This window comes from Enterococcus viikkiensis (assembly GCF_005405345.1).
Lineage (GTDB): Bacteria > Bacillota > Bacilli > Lactobacillales > Enterococcaceae > Enterococcus_A > Enterococcus_A viikkiensis.
Window position 1 is genome coordinate 40259 of record NZ_BJDW01000004.1, and the last position, 14002, is coordinate 54260.

Sequence of the window (14002 nt, forward strand, 5' to 3'; positions counted from 1 at the left end):
TTTTTACAAGCATAAAAATCGCTATTGGTTATAGAAAGCGCTATGATTGGAAAAATTTTAACAAGAAAGCTGGGAGGAACATGAAAAACTCTGAAATTTTACTCGTCCCTAAAGATCGTTCCCTTTATTTTTTCCCTGCCTTATCTGATATTGCTGTTTGCTCAGGGAAAGAGCTCCTTGCAGCCAGTAATGATTATCTCCGTACGTTCTTGAAAGATTTTCAATTGATTATATTTTTAGACTATGCGTTTGATCCAGAAATGGCTGCACGCATTCGTCCTTTTACTAATGCCAAAATTGTTCTATTTTTCTGGAACCACTTTAAGCTGGAACATTACCGTTTATTGAACGCTGCCCAAAAGGAACCGGCGATTGATGAAATCTATCACTTTGATCCGTTAGAAGCTCGGGATCTCGGGCTGCTTCACAATAGCTCCTTTTACACTTGTTCAGTGGGTAGTCCTTTAAACCATTGTGATTACGATATTTTCTTTGGCGCCAATGACAATGGCCGCAAGGAACAAGCCTTAGAATTAAAGGAACGCTTTGAAGCGCTAGGGCTTTCGACGTATTATCATATCCTTCCAAAGCGAGGAAATGAACAAGCTGGGTATTTACCTTACGAAGATTATCTGAAACTCGTTAAAAATAGCACCAGTATTTTAGAAATACTGCGTGCAGGTCAATATGGTGTAACACTGAGAACCTTTGAATCGCTCTTCTTGCAAAAAAAATTAGTCACCGCTAATAAAATGCTGCCCTTTTATCGTCTGTATGATTCCCGTAATATGTTTCTAATCACTCCCGATTTAAGCAAACTGACGGCATTTCTAAATATTCCTTATCACCCCGCCGACAAAACGCTCTTGGATTTTTTTGAAGCCGAGACTTGGGCCCGCCGCTTCGTAGACTATGACCCGAAAGTTTTTGCTGAATATGAATACTATCCCGAATTGATGGCGCATGAGAGCGCGTTATAAACGTGAAAAAAATAGCTCAGCCTTTTCTTATAGAAAGGTCCGAGCTATTTTTTAATTATTTATTCGCGCGTTTTTGATACGTACCTTCTGTTGTATTGATTTCTAGCATTTCGCCTTCTTCAATAAAGTCAGGAACGTTCACAACTAGGCCAGTTTCCATTGTTGCTGGTTTACCCGATCCTGTAACTGTTGCTCCTTTGATTGATGGTTGCGTTTCAACCACTTTCAAGACCACCGTTGTTGGCGGCGTTAACCCAATCACTTCATCGCCGTAGAATTGAATTTTTACTTCCATGTTTTCAAGTAGATATTTCATTTCTGCTTCAATCGTTGAAATTGGTAATTCATATTGTTCATAGGTTTCAAGATCCATGAAGATTGCCACGTCATCTTGGCTGTATAAATATTGAACTGCTTTTGTTTCCATCATCGCTTTTTCAAATTTTTCATCCGGACGGAAAGTCGTGTCGTAAGTTGATCCTGAACGAACATCACGCAGTTTCATTCGCATAACTGTATTTCCCTTACCTGGTTTGTGGTGGCTGGCATCCAACACTTTGATCAATTTTCCGTCTTGAATAAACGTCATACCTGCACGTAAATCGCTTGCTGCAATCATGAATAAACACTCCTTATTCTTAATTAATTACTTTTTATTTTTTAGAAGCCTTTTGATTCTTCTGCTGACTAAAACATTTATTTTCAGTCAAAAAATCGTCTTCTACTACATAAAATGAACCTCATTCATTGTAGCAAATAACCCTTTCAGTTACTAGGAAAAAATTGCTTGTCTAAACTGTTAGTCACTCATTTTACTGCTCGTACTCGGAAAAACTTTCGTTTAGGCAGTTGATTCAAGGTTACTTCTAACGAGGGGCCCATTACTAATAAAACAATCACCGTTCCAAACCCGATGTGACCACCTAATAAAAAGCCCGTTAAGAAAAAAGTTGCATCCAATAAAATTCTCGCTGTCTTAACCGTACTGTGCAATCCTCGTTTGATCAGTATCATTAAAGATTCATAGGCCGCTGAGCCCGCATCGGCTAATAAATAGATTCCTGTCCCAATCCCAAAAACAATCGAACCTAAAATAATCGAAGGGTATTCCATTCCCTTTGGAATCTGATGCAGCAGTCCTAGCCAATCCAACAAGTTTAAACAAAAGCCCAAACCAAAACTATTGATCAGACTGCCAAACCCGATCATCTTGCGATCATAGAAAAAAATAATCACTAAAACGATTCCATTAAACAGCATACTAATCGTTCCAAATTTCAAGGATACATGCTGAAGAATTCCTAATACTAAGGTACTGATAGCGTCAGCACCTAATCCACTAACCACGATCAAGCGCACGCCAATTGCCGCGACAAATGTTCCTATCAGTGCGAATAATAATTGTTTCCCTACTTTTGCTTTAATCGGTGACGCCTCACTTCCATTTTTATGTCTAACCTTTCTAAAACCAAAAAACGGCAAAAGAAAGGCATCAAACAAGGATGTTTGATGCCTAAAATTTTATACTAGTTCCATTCTTTCTTAAAACGTGCTTTGTAGGCGTTGAAACGGTCAACTAATGGAACTGCCGCTTCTTTGATGGCACAATATTTATCAACCATCGTTACGATATAGCCTTCTTTATATTTTGGAGGAGTAATCGTTGCGCCCCACATATGCTTAATAATAATGTCTCGTTCAAGGTCGGATAAGTCCGTGATTTTTTCTGCGTTCTTAACCGCGATACGAGGATGCATATAAGCATGTGACCCTTCATCAAATTTCGTTGTCCGCCAATCATAGTAGAACAAATCATGAAGTAAGCCAGCACGAGCAGTTGCTCTTGCATCGCCATTAAATTGTTTTGCTAATTTATAACTATTATAGGAAACACTGATTGAGTGTTCCAAACGAGTTGAATTCATATGTTGGGTGTAATTTGCTAATTTTTGGACTTCTTCGGTAGCTAGTAAATCCTCAATATAAGAAACGTATTCCTCGTCATCACGCCAGTTTTCGGTCATGGATATAAAGCCCCTTTTCTTTGTCTCTGGTGAATATTATAGCACGTCTCAGAAAAGTTGGATAGGCTTCCAAGAAGAGCAGATTGAAGTTTAACAGTTCCTTAATAACAGTTACCAAAAAGTAAAGACTTATTCAAGCAAATGAAACATCAAGATACCCGCAGCGATTCCCACATTCAAAGATTCCGCTTGCCCTTTGATGGGAATATACAGATTTTGATCAGTCAGCGTTAGTAATTCCGGGGTCATCCCTTGCCCTTCGTTGCCCATTACCAAGGCGAAATCTGACAGTTTTTGAACAGCTAAATATTCTTTTGCTGCTCTATCTAGCGCCGTTCCAAAAACTTTTTTCCCAGCTTGCTGCATCTTGGGAACGATTTCTAATAGATCACCGGTTTTAACCGATAAGTGATACAAGCTTCCTTGGGTGCTGCGCAGTGTTTTTTCATTATATAAATCCGCACTTCCTTGACCTAAAACGACACCAGCAAAACCAGCCGCATCCGCTGTCCGAATCATCGTCCCAACATTTCCTGGGTCCTGCACATGATCCAAAAGTAGCCAAGCGCCAGAAAAAGCTTCAGACTGTTCCTTCGGCATTTCTGCTACGGCGATTATTCCTTGCGGTGTTGGTTGCGTCGTTAAAGCCTTTAGTACCTCATCTGAAACTAAATAATAATCTGTCAAATGCGCTTCAATCCACTCTGACCATTCCTTTAATCCGCGTTGACTGATAAAAATTTCTCGTAAGACTACCTTAGCCTTCACTGCTTCTTGAATTAAGTGAAACCCTTCCAATAGGTAGGTCTGCGTTTGTTGGCGATATTTTTTTTGTTGCAACTTTTTGGTTGCTTTGATTAATTCATTTTTACTTGATTGGATTTCTTTCAAGCTGTCACCTCATTTAATTTGTCTACAATGTCTTTCTCCGTCTGTCATTATAGCACGCGAATTCTTGTAAGAACTAGTAAAACTCGTTATCATATAAGGTAAGAAAAGATTTAATAGGAGGTTTTTCAAATGAAGATGCACTTAAATGTAACTGGACGCGTTCAAGGCGTCGGCTTTCGTTATACAACCCATCAAATCGCCATTGAAATCGGCTTGACAGGAACGGTTAAAAATGAAGATGATGGTAGCGTAACGATCGAAGCAGTCGGTACGAAAGAACAATTAGACGCATTTCTAGAAAAATTAAACAAACCAAAAAATTCATTTGCCCGTGTTGATCATATCCAGCAATACGAAGATCCTAGCATCAAGGATTTTAAACAATTTAAGGTTGTCTATTAAAAAATTGACAAGGTTCTCTGCTTTTTCCGAATTAGATTGAAAAGGCTTGGGTTATCTAGTATAGTAATTCCTGTATAAATTTTTATTAGCAGAGGAAGAAATAAATGAATAAATTTAAAAATTGGCTTTTAGGTTCGGGCCTTTTAGGTGCCGTTATCCTACTTTCGGGCTGTGTCCGCTCCGATAAAAACGGAAACCCGGATACATCTGGTATCGTTTATCGGATGTTAGTTGTTCCCTTAGAAAACTTTCTAAATTGGATGGTTCAAAATTTCAACTGGTCTTACGGTTTGGCGATCATTGTCTTAACAATCATCGTTCGTTTGATTATCATGCCTTTAGGAATCAATCAATCGAAGAAATCTTTGATCCAATCAGAAAAAATGCAATCGATCAAGCCACAAATTGATGCTGCACAAGCAAAAGTAAAAGCGGCATCCACCCAAGAAGAACAAATGGAAGCACAGCGTGAGATGCAGGCTGTCTACAAAGAAAACAACGTCAGCATGATGGGCGGCATGGGCTGTCTGCCACTACTGATCCAAATGCCGATCTTCTCCGCATTGTATTACACAGCACGTTTCTCTGAAGGTATTCAACACTCGACCTTCATCGGCATTGATCTGGCAAAACCAAGTTATATTTTAGTAGCTGTTGTCGGGGTCGCATACTTGCTGCAAGGGTATATTTCACTCATTGGGATTCCTGAAGAACAAAAGAAAACGATGCGCAGCATGATGATCGCATCGCCTCTTATGATCGTCTTCATGTCCTTCACTTCTCCAGCCGGAGTTGCGTTGTACTGGGTAGTCGGTGGGATCTTTAGTTGTATCCAAACCTTTATCACGAACGTTTTGATGCGTCCTCGGATCAAAGCACAGATCCAAGAAGAGCTTAAACAGAATCCACCAAAACAAGTGGTGACAAAGCCAATCAAACAAGCTGAACCAATCAGTCCAAAACAAGTCAATCAACCTAAGAACCAAAATAATAAAAACAACAGCGGACGAAACGCTGGCAAACAACGCAAATAAAAGTAAAAACCATCGCTGTCCGGCGATGGTTTTTACTTTGTTCTAATTGACTATCTTAAAATATCGATTAAGTCTTTCTTAGCTGCTTCAGATGCAGGCATGACAGAAAATAGCAGGCCTATTGCACTTGAAACGCCAATAGCCAGCGAAACGGTAAATAAATCCACGGATACCGAAATATCCATCATTTTTCCAATCCCATAAGCTACTGCCATTCCTAGCAGATAACCAATAATTCCGCCGACTAACGTCAAGGTCATTCCTTCTAATAAAAATTGCAGACGAATCGCGCCTCGAGTTGCACCTAGGGCACGGCGAATCCCGATTTCTTTGGTTCTCTCAGAAACTGAGATATACATCATATTCATTACACCAACTCCGGCAATGAATAAAGAAATACCCGCTACCGCACTAATGAAAAGCGTGATACTATTTAATACTTCGCTGATTCCATCAGTCATCATCGCCATATTGGAGACTTGATACTCTCCTTGTTGTCGCATCGCTCCAGCATCTTGCAGCTTTTTGATTGCCTTATCTGCAACTTTATTCAACTGGCTACCATCGGCTAACGTTAAAACCACCGAGTTTTTAGATTGTTCATTGCCAAAAAAGTGGCTGTACGTTTGACGAGGAAGTTGAATTTTAGCTTCCCCCATCGAAAACATGGTCTCCCCTTCACCGGATGGAAAAACTCCAACGATCGTAAATACTTGATTACCTAATTTAAAGCCACGTCCCACTGCGCCTTTCGCTGTGCCAAATAAATCTTTAGCCAGAGAAGAATCCAGAGTCACGATTTTGATTTGTGTTTGATCATCATACATCGAGAGTGAGCGGCCATAGCGCACCGCCTTACCCTTTTTGGAAACAACAGAAATACGATAATTTTTCGTCTTATCTTTAACCTGAACATCCTTATAAATATTAGAAAGATCATTCTTGGGATAAGCGACTGCTTCGACTCCTTCGACATTTCTCAACAAACTAAAATCAGAAGCTTGGATCATGTCGATGTTAGAGGAATAAAGGGCGTCATTTCCCGGAACAAAATTAATATTCACTTCTAATTTCTCCGAATCACTCGCCGTCAAACTTTCGATTGTGTCTCGTTCAAAGCCACGCCCAACCGACAAAATGGCAATTACTGCCGCAATTCCGATAATTATTCCAAACATCGTTAACGCACTGCGCTTTTTATTTTTGAAAATAGATCCTAATGACGAGCGCCAATTCACATAAAATTTCATGCTTCAATCACCGCCCGATCTTCAGTGATCGCTCCGTCTCTGATACGAACGAGGCGGGTACAAAAAGGAACAACTTCAGGGTCATGAGTTACCAAGAAAATCGTCGTCTGATCACGCCGATTTAATTCCTTAAACAGCTCCATGATTTCATTTGACGTATGAGTATCCAAAGCTCCCGTCGGTTCATCTGCGATAATGAATTTGGGTTGATTAATCAGTGCCCGAGCAATTGCCACCCGCTGTTGCTGGCCGCCAGAAAGCTGACGGGGGTGTTTTTCTGCCTTATCAGCAATCCCAACTTTTTCCAATACCGCCATGACTTTTTCTTTTGTTTGATGAAAGCCATAACCATTATAAAGTAAGGGAAGTTCGACATTTTCATACACGGTATAATTTTCAATCAAGCTAAAATTTTGAAAGACAAAACCAACTATTTGATTCCGAGTTTTTGACAAGCGGTCATCCGTCGTAGTCACCAAATTTTCTTCTTCAAATAAATAGTGTCCTTCAAATTTTGTATCGATGAAGCCTAATAGATTGATCAACGTTGATTTTCCAGAACCGGAGGGACCCATAATCGCGATCATTTCCCCAGCATCCGCTTTTAAATTGATATCTTTTAAAACGTGCAAGACTTCTTCATCGTTGCGGTAATATTTATTAATATGCTTAAGTTCGATCATTTAATCCACCGCCACTTCCTGACCATCTCTTAATGACTTGTCTGGATTAGAAATAATTTTGTCTCCTTCTTTGAGTCCATTTTTTAATAGGAAGTAGGCCCCTTGATTTTCTGCTTGAACGGTCACTTCTTCTACCTTGCCTTTGCGATAGGCAAATACATATTGTGTTTCCCCGGTCTTTCTCACAGCTTTTTTAGGCAAACGAATCTCATTTAACGGCAAGACAACCTGAACATTGTAGCCATATTGCAAATTTTCTGCCGGCTTGACGATAAAACTATAGTTAGATACCGAACTCGCTGCACTGCTAGCTACTCCAGCTTGTCCACCTGCCTCACTCGCTTGATCCGGTAGCTTGCTGATATGCGTAATTGTCCCACCGATTTCTTGATTCGTCGTGATGGGCTTAATCGTAACTGCAGCATCTTGATGAACCTGTGGATAATCATACTCTGAGGCTTTGGCCTCAATCGTCACATCATTACTAACAACCTTTACAACTGGAACAGATGGATCATTTTTTCCTTTTTCATTAATGTAGGCAATTCCTGCTGTTGCACTTGTTACCGTTGAGCTGACCTTTCCACGAATTGTATTAACGCTTTGATTAGCCGAACTTAACTCCACATTTGCACTTTCCAGCGCTTGTCTAGCTTGAACAACGGCATCAGTTGCTGCATCCACGCTACTTTCAGACTGTGTTTTCTCTTGCTGGTATTGCTCCTTTTTGGCTGCGCCTTCTTCACTATCCGCATTCGTATTATTATAATTCGTCGTCGCAGTATTCAGTTTTTGCTGTTCTTTGGCTTGCTTGTCTTGGGCGATTGCTAGCATTTCTTGGGCATTACTAACTGCTAAATAAAGCTTGTCTAAATTCGTGCTTTGCTCGTCTGCTTGCTCTTGATAGTCGTTATTGGTATAACTCAGCAAGACAGTTCCTGATGCGACCTCTTGTCCGTCTTGAACATTTATGTCAGAAATTTTCCCTAAAGTTTGGTCAAAATAATAATCCTGTGTATGCGTTGCTTGCACCATTCCGTTAAAGGTCAACGGATCAGACTTTTTTAATACGACTGTTTGATACCCACTGCTTGCTTCATTTTTAGTTACCTTTACTTGCGAGTACACAAACGCTCCGATAAATAATGCTAAAACCAATACGCCTGCGATAATACTCCAACGAATTCTTTGCTTCTTTGTAAATTTTCTTTTTTTCATCGGCTACTCCTCTGGCTCTGCTTTGAATAAATGGACAATTACTAAAATAGCAGGTAGCAAGAAAATTAATTGGAAAACTATCCCAACAATCATCATAACCAAAGAAAAATCCATTCCTTCTACTTCCATCTTCGGTTGCATTATAAAACCGATAATTGCACCAAAAATACTCCATCCAATATTGATATAATACGGGATCTTAGTAGGTGCGACCTGATCTGCCAATTTTTTATTAGCCATAAAATAAAAGATAACTAAAACGATTGAAATCACTAACGAGAGAATGGAAATGGTCTTCACTAGTGGATTATTTAAATAATCAAACATTTGTTGACCATAATCCCCCATCACTTTATAATCACTGAATTTAGGATTTAGTGACTTAGGCAATCCAATTACTCCTGTTACAATTGACAACAATCCTAAAATAATTAGAATCATATTCCACGTCTTTGCCTTTTTCAAATGCTTTTCCATTTAACCACTCCGCTTCAATTATTTTCATTACTTTATGAAAGTCATACAACAACCCCAACAGATCATTTCATAAAATAATCCCTATTATACTACTTGCAGATAGCCCATTAAAGGTGATTTCAAAAAATGTTCATTTTATCACAAAATAATAATTAAAAATAGCGCGACCATTTACGGGATTTAACTTGATAAACGTTGCAAGTTTTTAAACTAAATTGTTCGTAAAAAAAAGCACCCAATCAGTGTCTCATTAAATACTTTTTTGACCTCGCAAAGAAAAAAAGTAAAAAAAAAGAATTGATGAACCAGTCACCGAGACTGATTCATCAATTCCAAACTCTTTATAACCCGTACGGGATTTGAACCCGTGCCTCCGCGCTGAGAACGCGGCGTCTTGACCCCTTGACTAACGGGTTGTTTTCAACACATTGAGTAGTATACTGCTAAATTATGTATTTAGAAAGTGTTTTGCCTTTTTTTCTTTGGTTTCCCATATATGCGTTTATTCATTCGTTTATGTTGTTTATATAGTTATTAAGTGTATAATAGATTGTGTATTCAAGTTTCTGATTTACCCCTTCAAATAAATTATTCAGAGCTTACTAGGAGGACTTATGAATCTATCACAAAGGCAAGAAAAAATCATCGAGATCGTGAAGCGTGAGCAGCCTTTAAGCGGTGAAAAAATCGCCGAGCACTTAGGAATTTCACATGCCACTTTACGAACAGACTTATCCTTCTTGACAATGGCTGGTATTTTAGAAGCCAGTCCCAAAGTCGGTTATACCTATACAGGTGTGGGAATTGAACAATTTTTATTCGACAAGATCTTTTCAGTAAAAGTGGAAGAAATTATGTTATCGCCGCTTTTAACCCCACAAGACACATCGATCCATGACGCGATTACGAATATGTTTATGTATGATGTTGGCTCTATCTACGTGACGGATAAAGAACAACAACTGGTTGGTCTACTATCCCGTAAAGATCTATTACGCGCCTCTCTCAACAGCAATCTGCAAAATACGCCAGTAGCTGTCGTAATGACGCGAGCACCTCATTTACAGACTTGTACCAAGGATTTTACCATTTTAGAAGCAGGAGCTCTCCTACTTGATTATCAAGTCGATTCACTGCCGGTGGTTAGTGAAGAAAATCCGAAAAAAGTCATTGGCAAAATTACGAAATCACGAATTTTTAATTATATTATGCAGCAAGCAAAACAAACGGAAACCAATCGATAGGAGCGAAAAAAATGAAAAAAAGTGTACCATTATATATGATCTCTGATTCAGTCGGTGAAACCTCTCTGAAGCTAGTTAACGCTGTTACGGCACAATTCCCTACTGTGGAGTTTGATTTGTCTTACCGCTTTCCATTTACAAAGGATGAAACAGAGCTAAGAAATATTTTAGGCGATGCATTGAAGGACAGTGCTGTTGTCGTGACAACTTTAGTCAGCGATAACTTATCTCAAATTGTCTCTGACTTTGGCGAACGGACTGGCCTGCAATACATCAACTTAATGGCACCTTTCATGGACATCGTTCACCAAAAAACAGGTGTGGCCCCGCTAAAACAAGCTGGAGTTGTTCATAAGCTCAACAAAGAATACTTTGATCGGGTTGCTGCGATTGAGTTTGCTGTTAAATATGACGACGGAAAAGATGCCAAAGGCTTTTTGGAAGCCGATCTTGTTTTGTTAGGAATTTCTCGTACTTCTAAAACACCCTTGAGTATGTATCTTGCTAACAGCCGCCTAAAGGTAGCAAACTTGCCTTTAATTCCTGAAGTGCCGTTACCGGAGCAAATCAAAAATGTTCCTAAAGAAAAAATCATTGGACTAGTAATCGAACCCGATGTGCAGCAGAAAATCCGAACCAACCGTTTAGCTTCTTTGGGACTTGATGAAAATTCTCGCTATGCGAATATTGATCGCATCAAAGAAGAAGTCGATTATGCATTAGGTATTTATGATGAGCTAGGTGCTTTCACACTTGATGTCACCAACAAATCGATTGAAGAAGCAGCAACCTTGATTTGTGAGCACTTGGATAATTCTTTGTAACCTTAGGAGGCTATTATGCTATCTACCCGAGATAAGTATTATCAAATGTTGGAAAAGGAATTTAGTACAAAAGAGGCTATCATGACTGAGCTGATCAATCTTGAGGCCATCATTCATCTGCCAAAGGGTACCGAATTGTACATTAGTGATATCCACGGCGAATTTACTGCTTTCGACCATATTTTACGAACAGGTGCTGGTAATATCAAAGAAAAAATCAGTTTGCTGTTTCAAGATCGTCTGACCGAGCATGAAAAAGATAAGCTGACGATTCTGGTTGCTTATCCCCGCGAGGCGCTTTCTGACGATGCATTTTTCGCTTATCGTGATTGTTCATGGTACCGCAAAAAAATTCGACAATTATTGGAATTATTAGCCTTTTGTTCAACGAAATACACCCGTTCAAAGGTTCGTAAAGCCTTACCAAAGCAATACGCGTATATCATCGAAGAATTAATGTACACAGATACGATTTATTCGGATAAGGCCGCTTATTTTGATCAAATCTTGACGCACTTATTAGATTTAGAGCAAGGGAAGCCCTTCATTACTGCCTTGTGTCAAAGTATCCAACGTTTAGTCGTCGATCATTTACATGTCGTGGGCGATATTTATGACCGTGGTCCGGACGCTGATAAGGTAATGGACAAACTAACTCAACACCCTTCTGTCGATATCCAATGGGGCAACCATGATATATTATGGATGGGCGCTTACGCTGGCTCGCGGGCTTGTTTACTGACGCTGTTACGTATCGCAGCTCGTTACAATTACCTATACGAGATCGAGCAAGCTTACGCGTTGAATTTGCGACCACTCTTTATGTACGCCGAGGAACATTATCAAAAAAATCCGATTTTTACACCGAAGGAAAAAAACAGCAATGAAAATTACTCGATCGAAAGTCTAGATAGTCTGGAAAAAGTTCATCAAGCCTTATCAATCATTCAGTTTAAATTGGAAGGTCAATTGATCAAGCGTCATCCTGAATTTGAGATGGAGGATCGCTTACTGCTAGAAAAGATTGATTTCGAAAAGGATACGATCCAACTAGCAGGAAAAGAATATCCCTTGCAAGGAAGCTGCTTCCAAACACTACAAGCGGATCCTCATGCGTTAACGGAGAAAGAAGAATATGTGGTGGATATGCTGCTGACCTCCTTCCAACAATCCGCAAAAATGCAAGAACACATACAGTTGCTGTTGGAAAAAGGCGGGATGTACCGCGTTTACAATCAGCATTTATTATTTCACGGTTGTTTGCCTTTAAAAGCAGACGGTTCATTCCTTCCATTAAAGACCGAAGGACACGAATATGCCGGCAAGGAACTACTGTTGTTCTTTGATGAACAGATTCGAACAGGTTGTCAAAATCAACAAAGCGATAGCTCCGAAGCCGATTGGATCTGGTATTGCTGGACCGGAAAGATCTCACCGCAATTCGGGAAAAGTGCCATGACTACTTTTGAACGCTATTTTATCGCTGACAAAGAAACGCATAAAGAAATCAAAAATCCTTACTACAAGTTTCGCGATACCCGAGAAACTTGCCAGATGATTTTAGAAGAATTCGCCTTGTATTCACAGAACTCTCGGATCATCAATGGACACACTCCGGTGAAGGTTAAAAGCGGCGAGTCACCAATCAAAGGCGACGGCATGCTCTTTGTGATCGACGGCGGGTTATCGAAGGCTTATCAAAAGACGACCGGTATCGCCGGTTACTCACTACTGAATAATTCTTACGGCTTTCAATTAGTCACCCACGATCCCTTTGAATCAATCACGAATCTTTTAGCCAAAAAGGCCGATGAAACATCATTGAAGCGGGTGATTGACCGAGAACTGACGCGAGTCTTAATCAAAGATACGACCGTCGGTGATAGTTTAGAAGAACAAATCGAAAATTTAACTGGTCTGCTTCACTATCAAGAAAAAAATGACAAAACCAGCGGCACTAATTGATGCTGCTGGTTTTTTTATATATAGTAAATTCGAGGTGAAAACATGATTTCTGCATATATCAATATCTTTTTTATTTTTGTCTTGATGTTTATCGGCTATCTGCTGACTTATAAGCAGTGGTTCTCCAATCAAATCGGGGACGCTTTTTCAAAACTTGTTTTGCAGATTGCACTGCCTTGCAACATGTTTCTGACCATCACCAAAAATTTTTCCCGTGCTGAATTTTTACACTTAGTTGGCGGAACGGTGATCCCGATCCTTTCGATGCTGCTGACCTTTATGATTAGCTTTGTCTATCGGTGGCTCTTTCGCATCACGCCTACTCGTCATGGGATTTTCTCCACGATGTTTACTTGTTCCAACACGATTTTTATTGGTCTGCCGATTAATCTGGCGATCTTTGGCGAGAAATCGGTGCCTTATGTATTGCTGTACTACATCGTCAACACGACGCTATTTTGGACATTAGGTATTTATTTGATTGCACGAGACAATCCTCAAATCGAACAAGCGACCGTCAATTTTCATCTGTTGCCGATTTTAAAAAAAATCTTTTCCCCCGCCTTACTAGGCTTTCTAATCGGTTTATGTGCGGTCCTTTTAAATTTTCAACTGCCTAGCTCAATCGCGACCTTCCTCGCCTACTTAGGAAATTTGACTACGCCCTTGTCGATGTTTGTGATTGGCATCATTGTTTATAATGTGGGGATCAGAAATCTGACACTCAATAAAGATATCTTAGGGGTGCTGATGGGTCGTTACGTGATCTCTCCTTTAGTCGTCTGGCTTTTAGGTCTGTGGATCAGCGTACCACCCTTGATGCTTTCGGTATTTATTATCCAAGCAGCCATGCCGGTACAAAATTCCGTACCGATCTTAGCACGTTCTTACGATGCGGATCAGCCCTTTGCCGCCTCTGCATTAGGCTATTCGGTGCTGCTATATCTCGCTTATATTCCCTTATTATTGAAATTGTTATTATAAAAAACCTTCGAGGATAAACTCGAAGG

15 protein-coding genes and 1 tRNA gene are annotated in these 14002 nt (G+C 39.8%); 7 read left to right on the plus strand and 9 right to left on the minus strand.

The genetic code is table 11. The features are described 5' to 3' along the window. Positions 1-80 precede the first annotated feature (80 nt). Entirely contained in the window at positions 81-980 is a 900-nt protein-coding gene (locus FFM67_RS03670) for a WaaS/CpsH family glycosyltransferase (RefSeq protein WP_137613275.1), read from the plus strand. Positions 981-1035: 55 nt separating this feature from the next. Here FFM67_RS03670 and efp read toward each other — a convergent pair whose 3' ends face one another. From efp to FFM67_RS03690, 4 genes are all read right to left on the minus strand, one after another. Beyond that, positions 1036-1599 carry an elongation factor P gene (efp, locus tag FFM67_RS03675; protein WP_071862208.1) on the minus strand — a complete coding sequence of 188 codons (564 nt, stop codon included), beginning with the start codon at positions 1597-1599 and terminating at the stop codon, positions 1036-1038. Between the two features lie 188 nt (positions 1600-1787). After that, positions 1788-2462: a YczE/YyaS/YitT family protein gene (locus tag FFM67_RS03680; RefSeq protein ID WP_246042913.1), complete on the minus strand. Its 675-nt coding sequence runs from the start codon at positions 2460-2462 to the stop codon at positions 1788-1790. 44 nt (positions 2463-2506) lie between these two features. After that, positions 2507-3004, minus strand: a complete 498-nt coding sequence (locus FFM67_RS03685; RefSeq protein ID WP_137613276.1) for an HD domain-containing protein — start codon at positions 3002-3004, stop codon at positions 2507-2509. A 129-nt stretch (positions 3005-3133) separates the two neighbouring features. Next, the gene (locus FFM67_RS03690) at positions 3134-3895 is read right to left on the minus strand and encodes a TrmH family RNA methyltransferase (protein ID WP_137613277.1); all 762 of its coding nucleotides are present in this window, start codon (positions 3893-3895) and stop codon (positions 3134-3136) included. 129 nt (positions 3896-4024) lie between these two features. Between FFM67_RS03690 and FFM67_RS03695 the strand changes: the two genes are divergently transcribed. After that, positions 4025-4297, plus strand: a complete 273-nt coding sequence (locus FFM67_RS03695; RefSeq protein ID WP_137613278.1) for an acylphosphatase — start codon at positions 4025-4027, stop codon at positions 4295-4297. Between the two features lie 104 nt (positions 4298-4401). Further along, positions 4402-5331, plus strand: a complete 930-nt coding sequence (gene yidC, locus FFM67_RS03700) for a membrane protein insertase YidC (RefSeq protein ID WP_137613279.1) — start codon at positions 4402-4404, stop codon at positions 5329-5331. Positions 5332-5381: 50 nt separating this feature from the next. On the opposite strand, the gene FFM67_RS03705 is transcribed toward yidC, so the two are convergent. The 5 genes from FFM67_RS03705 to FFM67_RS03725 form a co-directional block, all read right to left on the minus strand. Further along, positions 5382-6581, minus strand: coding sequence for an ABC transporter permease (locus FFM67_RS03705; RefSeq protein ID WP_137613280.1), 1200 nt, complete (start codon positions 6579-6581; stop codon positions 5382-5384). Then, on the minus strand, positions 6578-7264 hold the full coding sequence (locus FFM67_RS03710) for an ABC transporter ATP-binding protein (RefSeq protein ID WP_137613281.1): 687 nt from the start codon (positions 7262-7264) through the stop codon (positions 6578-6580). The genes FFM67_RS03705 and FFM67_RS03710 overlap by 4 nt, the downstream gene beginning before the upstream one ends. Beyond that, positions 7265-8482, minus strand: coding sequence for an efflux RND transporter periplasmic adaptor subunit (locus FFM67_RS03715; protein WP_137613282.1), 1218 nt, complete (start codon positions 8480-8482; stop codon positions 7265-7267). A 3-nt stretch (positions 8483-8485) separates the two neighbouring features. Next, positions 8486-8959: a hypothetical protein gene (locus FFM67_RS03720; protein ID WP_137613283.1), complete on the minus strand. Its 474-nt coding sequence runs from the start codon at positions 8957-8959 to the stop codon at positions 8486-8488. 344 nt (positions 8960-9303) lie between these two features. Beyond that, positions 9304-9375, minus strand: a tRNA-Glu gene (locus tag FFM67_RS03725). Between the two features lie 198 nt (positions 9376-9573). Here FFM67_RS03725 and FFM67_RS03730 point away from each other — a divergent pair. From FFM67_RS03730 to FFM67_RS03745, 4 genes are read left to right on the plus strand one after another with little or no spacing between them, the layout of a single operon-like run. After that, entirely contained in the window at positions 9574-10203 is a 630-nt protein-coding gene (locus FFM67_RS03730; RefSeq protein ID WP_137613284.1) for a CBS domain-containing protein, read from the plus strand. An 11-nt stretch (positions 10204-10214) separates the two neighbouring features. Next, positions 10215-11027: a pyruvate, water dikinase regulatory protein gene (locus tag FFM67_RS03735; protein WP_137613285.1), complete on the plus strand. Its 813-nt coding sequence runs from the start codon at positions 10215-10217 to the stop codon at positions 11025-11027. 15 nt (positions 11028-11042) lie between these two features. Next, complete coding sequence (locus FFM67_RS03740; protein ID WP_137613286.1) at positions 11043-12992, plus strand: fructose-1,6-bisphosphatase; 1950 nt, start codon at positions 11043-11045, stop codon at positions 12990-12992. Positions 12993-13034: 42 nt separating this feature from the next. Beyond that, complete coding sequence (locus FFM67_RS03745; protein WP_137613287.1) at positions 13035-13976, plus strand: AEC family transporter; 942 nt, start codon at positions 13035-13037, stop codon at positions 13974-13976. Positions 13977-14002 lie beyond the last annotated feature (26 nt).

Bases quoted from the DNA above. Each gene is read 5' to 3' on its own strand.
- FFM67_RS03670 (WP_137613275.1), top strand. From the start codon at position 81: ATGAAAAACTCTGAAATTTTACTCGTCCCTAAAGATCGTTCCCTTTAT.
- efp (WP_071862208.1), bottom strand. From the start codon at position 1,599: ATGATTGCAGCAAGCGATTTACGTGCAGGTATGACGTTTATTCAAGAC.
- FFM67_RS03685 (WP_137613276.1), bottom strand. From the start codon at position 3,004: ATGACCGAAAACTGGCGTGATGACGAGGAATACGTTTCTTATATTGAG.
- FFM67_RS03695 (WP_137613278.1), top strand. From the start codon at position 4,025: ATGAAGATGCACTTAAATGTAACTGGACGCGTTCAAGGCGTCGGCTTT.
- yidC (WP_137613279.1), top strand. From the start codon at position 4,402: ATGAATAAATTTAAAAATTGGCTTTTAGGTTCGGGCCTTTTAGGTGCC.
- FFM67_RS03705 (WP_137613280.1), bottom strand. From the start codon at position 6,581: ATGAAATTTTATGTGAATTGGCGCTCGTCATTAGGATCTATTTTCAAA.
- FFM67_RS03710 (WP_137613281.1), bottom strand. From the start codon at position 7,264: ATGATCGAACTTAAGCATATTAATAAATATTACCGCAACGATGAAGAA.
- FFM67_RS03715 (WP_137613282.1), bottom strand. From the start codon at position 8,482: ATGAAAAAAAGAAAATTTACAAAGAAGCAAAGAATTCGTTGGAGTATT.
- FFM67_RS03720 (WP_137613283.1), bottom strand. From the start codon at position 8,959: ATGGAAAAGCATTTGAAAAAGGCAAAGACGTGGAATATGATTCTAATT.
- FFM67_RS03730 (WP_137613284.1), top strand. From the start codon at position 9,574: ATGAATCTATCACAAAGGCAAGAAAAAATCATCGAGATCGTGAAGCGT.
- FFM67_RS03735 (WP_137613285.1), top strand. From the start codon at position 10,215: ATGAAAAAAAGTGTACCATTATATATGATCTCTGATTCAGTCGGTGAA.
- FFM67_RS03740 (WP_137613286.1), top strand. From the start codon at position 11,043: ATGCTATCTACCCGAGATAAGTATTATCAAATGTTGGAAAAGGAATTT.
- FFM67_RS03745 (WP_137613287.1), top strand. From the start codon at position 13,035: ATGATTTCTGCATATATCAATATCTTTTTTATTTTTGTCTTGATGTTT.